The organism is Streptomyces sp. SID10853 (assembly GCF_010548145.1).
Taxonomy (GTDB): domain Bacteria; phylum Actinomycetota; class Actinomycetes; order Streptomycetales; family Streptomycetaceae; genus Streptomyces.
In genome coordinates, this window is the sequence record NZ_JAAGLN010000385.1 from 1 (window position 1) to 3969 (window position 3969).

A 3969-nucleotide genomic window follows, 5' to 3' on the forward strand; every position below is an offset into this window, starting at 1 on the left:
CCCCGACGAAGGGCGCAACCCGTGACCTCTCTGCCGCACCACCTGCTCGACGGCCCGGACGACGGCCCCCCGCTGATCCTCGGGCCTTCCCTGGGCACATCGGTGTCGGTCTGGGCGGCCCAGGCCACCGCCCTCGGCCGTACCCACCGGGTGCTCCGCTTCGATCTGCCCGGCCACGGCGGCTCACCCGCCGGGCTGCTCCCGCAGGACGGCTCGGCGACCGTCGCCGGCCTGGCGGAGCTCGTCCTGCGGCTGGCCGATGCCCGGGGCTGGGACCGGTTCGGGTACGCGGGGATCTCACTCGGCGGGGCCGTCGGCGCGTACCTTGCGGCGCACCACCCGGAACGGGTCACCTCGCTCGCGGTGATCTGCTCGTCCGCCCGCTTCGGCGACCCGGCCGGCTGGCGTGAGCGCGCCGCACTCGCCAGGGCCGAAGGAACCGCGGCGCTCGCACCGGGTGCGCCGGGGCGCTGGTTCACCCCCGGCTTCGCGGGCTCAACTGCCGCCGCCGGTATGGTCGCAGACCTGTGCGCCGCCGATCCGGGCGGATACGCGGCCTGCTGCGACGCGCTGGCCGCGTACGACCTCCGGGGTGCGCTCCACCGTATCCACGCGCCCACTCTGGTGGTCGCCGGACGCGAGGACCCCGTCACTCCCCCGGCCCACGCCAGGGAACTCGCCGACGGCATCCCCGGGGCCGCCCTGCTCGAACTGCCCGGCGTCTCCCATCTCGCCCCGGTCGAGCAGCCGCAGCCGGTACTCGCCGCACTCCAGGCACACTTCGCCGCGCGGGCTGACGACGACTCGACGCGCCGCGCCGCGGGCATGGCTGTGCGCAGGGCCGTGCTGGGTGACTCCCATGTGGACCGCGCCACCGCACGCAGTACGCCCTTCACGGCCGCCTTCCAGGACCTCATCACGCGCTACGCGTGGGGCGAGATCTGGACCCGGCCCGGCCTCGACCGCCGCACGCGCAGCTGCATCACGCTCACCGCGCTGGTCGCCCACGGGCAGCTGGACGAGCTGGCGATGCACGTCGACGCGGCGATCCGCAACGGGCTGACCCGCGACGAGATCGGGGAGGTGCTGCTGCAGAGCGCCGTCTACTGCGGCGTTCCCGCCGCGAACGCGGCCTTCGCCACGGCGCAGCGCGTCTTCGACGAGCTCGACAGGACCGGCTGAGCCCCACCGTGATCCCCCCTTCTGCTTCTCTCTCCGTCCCAGGAGTCCGTATGCGCACACGCGTCGGCATCATCGGCGCCGGCCCGGCCGGTCTGCTGCTGTCCCATCTGCTCCACCGCCAGGGCATCGACAACGTCGTACTGGAACTCCGCACCCGGGAGTACGTCGAACAGCGCCAGCGGGCCGGAATCCTCGAACATGGCACCGTCGAGGTGCTGCGGGCCTCCGGGGCAGGAGGGCGGATGGACCGCCAGGGCATCCCGCACCGGGGCGTCGAGCTGCGGTTCGACCGCCGCTCCCACCGCATCGACCTCACCGCGGGCACCGGTGGGCGGTCGGTGCTGGTCTACGCGCAGACCGAGGTGGTCAAGGACCTCATCGCGCTGCGTGAACAGGGCGGTGGGGCCGTGCTCTTCGAGGCCGAGGCGCTCTCCGTCGACGGGACCGACACGGCGGCCCCGTCGGTCCGCTACCGCCACGAAGGAGCCGAACAGACCCTGGACTGCGACATCGTGGTCGCCTGCGACGGCTTCCACGGCATCGGCCGCCGCACCATACCGGACGGCGTTCTCACCGTGACGGAGCGCACCTATCCCTTCGCCTGGCTCGGCATCCTGGCCGATGTGCCGCCTTCCTGCGACGAGTTGATCTACGCCCATCACGAGCGCGGTTTCGCCCTGCACAGCATGCGGTCCCCGCAGGTCAGCCGCCTCTATCTCCAAGTGGATCCGGCCGACAGCACGGCGAACTGGCCGGACGAGCGGATCTGGGACGAACTCGACACCCGCTTCGAGACCGACGACGGCTGGAAGCTCGCGCGGGGGCCGATCACCGAGAAGGGCATCACACCGATGCGCAGCTTCGTGGCGGAGCCCATGCGCCACGGCCGGCTATTCCTGGCCGGCGACGCGGCCCACATCGTTCCGCCGACCGGCGCCAAGGGCCTCAATCTCGCCGTCGCCGACGTGACCCTGCTGGCGCGGGCCATCGCCCACTGGCACACCCGGCGGGACGAGGCCCTGCTCGACGCCTACTCCGAGACCGCGCTGCGCCGCGTCTGGCGGGCCGAGCACTTCTCGTACACGATGACCGGCCTGCTGCACACCGACCCCGCGGCCACCGGCTTCGACCGCCGGCTCCAGCTCTCCCACCTGCGCTACCTCACCTCGTCCGCTGCGGCGTCGGCCTCACTCGCCGAGAACTACACCGGGCTGCCCGTCGTCTGACCCCGCGCAGGTGAGAGCGGTCGCGGGCTACTTGACGGCGACCGGGTTGACCGGTGAGCCGACGGCCCCGGTGATGGGCAGCGGGGCGGCGGTCAGCCAGAACTCGTACACCCCGTCCCGCGAGCAGTCGTCGGCCAGCGCGTCCAGGTCCCACATCTCGCCGACCAGCAAGCCCATGTGGGGGATCACGACCTGGTGGAGCGGCTGGAAAGCGTTGTCGAACTCGTTGGGGCGGACTTCGAAGCCCCAGGTGTCGGTGGCGACGGCGGCGATCTCGGTACGGTGCAGCCAGCCCGCGGTGGTGAAGGACAGACCGGGGGACGCGCCACCCGCGTACTCGCCCCAGCCCTCCCGGCGGGCCCGGGTCAGCTGTCCTGTCCTGACGAGCAGGATGTCGCCGCGGCCGACCGCCACACCGTGCGCCTCGGCGGTCGCGGCCAGGTGGTCCTCGGTGATGGCGAAGCCGTCGGGCAGCTCGCCGTTGGGCTGTCCGGTCGCGCGTCCGACGACGCGGCCGACGTCGAGCAGGACGCCGCGCCCCGCTACATGGGGTGCCATGTGCTCGATCCCCGTGACGATGTCCCCGGCCGATGTGACGACCTCCTCGGCCGCGCGCCCGTTCCACGCCCTGCCGTGGTCGAAGATGTGCCCCAGCCCGTCCCACTGGGTGGAGCACTGCAACGGCATGGCGATCGCGTCGTCGGCACCGCCGAAGCCGTGCGGGAAGCCCTGGTTGCCCAGCGCGGCGTCGGTGCCGGTCTCCAGCATGGTGTGGACCGGGTTGGTCCGCCGGCGCCAGCCCTGTTGCGGGCCGTCCATGTCGAAGGTCTGCGACAGCGAGAAGCTCACTCCCCTGCGTACGAGTCCCGCGCCTTCGCGCCGCTTGGCCGGGTCGATGAAGTTCAGCGTGCCGAGAACGTCGTCCTCGCCCCAACGGCCCCAGTTGGAGCAGGCATCGGCGGCCTCGGCTATCGCTGTCCCGGGGTCCTCGCGGTTGATCACTCTCATGCCTCCTGGGCCATACGGAAGGTGCGCTGTGCACCGGTGATCAATATGGTCCCGTCCCCCGCCCCGCCGCCGTACACCGGCCTCCTTCCGCTCGGCCCTTCGGGCCCCGGGGCCGTACCGGCGTCCGCCGACGGATGAATTCGCCCATGGCAGAACGCCACCGGCAGCCTGCCCGGCGCCGGGCTTCTAGGGTGAAGAGGTGAGCAGCCACGCGCCGAACCAAGCCCGCGTCCTTCCCCTGCGCCCGGTGGCAGCCGCTGCTGCGCCGGTCACGGGGGACGGGACGAAAGAGCCCCTGTGGCGGGATGTCGTGGGAGACGTCCTGCGCCGCGAGCGCCTCGCACAGGAGCGCACGCTGAAGGATGTGGCCGACAGGGCCAGAATCTCGATGCCCTACCTCTCCGAGTTGGAGCGCGGCCGCAAGGAAGCCTCGTCCGAGGTCCTGGCGGCCGCCGCCCGCGCACTCGGTCTCGGCCTCGGCGATCTGCTCGCCCTCGGCCAGCGCGAACTCGCCCGGCTCAGCCCGCCGCGGCCGGGCGGGCCGCGTGCCGCG

Annotated in this window: 4 protein-coding genes; 3 read left to right on the forward strand and 1 reads right to left on the reverse strand. The window is 72.6% G+C overall.

The annotated features are described in order from the left end of the window. Nucleotides 1-21: 21 nt before the first annotated feature. Together pcaC and G3I19_RS35105 are read left to right on the forward strand one after the other, a co-directional pair. Nucleotides 22-1182 (forward strand): 4-carboxymuconolactone decarboxylase, encoded by a 1161-nt coding sequence (pcaC, locus tag G3I19_RS35100; RefSeq protein ID WP_164267737.1) that lies wholly within the window; start codon nt 22-24, stop codon nt 1180-1182. A gap of 50 nt (nt 1183-1232) precedes the next feature. Continuing rightward, nucleotides 1233-2408, forward strand: a complete 1176-nt coding sequence (locus G3I19_RS35105) for a 4-hydroxybenzoate 3-monooxygenase (protein ID WP_164267738.1) — start codon at nt 1233-1235, stop codon at nt 2406-2408. A 27-nt stretch (nt 2409-2435) separates the two neighbouring features. On the opposite strand, the gene G3I19_RS35110 is transcribed toward G3I19_RS35105, so the two are convergent. Continuing rightward, on the reverse strand, nt 2436-3416 hold the full coding sequence (locus G3I19_RS35110) for a cyclase family protein (RefSeq protein ID WP_164267739.1): 981 nt from the start codon (nt 3414-3416) through the stop codon (nt 2436-2438). Nucleotides 3417-3615: 199 nt separating this feature from the next. On the opposite strand from G3I19_RS35110, the gene G3I19_RS35115 reads away from it, so the two are divergent. After that, the coding region (locus tag G3I19_RS35115) for a helix-turn-helix transcriptional regulator (protein WP_164267740.1) at nt 3616-3969 on the forward strand (354 nt) is incomplete at its 3' end.

Excerpts from the sequence above, each read along its gene's own strand:
- G3I19_RS35110 (WP_164267739.1), bottom strand. The coding sequence starts at position 3,416 with ATGAGAGTGATCAACCGCGAGGACCCCGGGACAGCGATAGCCGAGGCC.
- G3I19_RS35105 (WP_164267738.1), top strand. The coding sequence starts at position 1,233 with ATGCGCACACGCGTCGGCATCATCGGCGCCGGCCCGGCCGGTCTGCTG.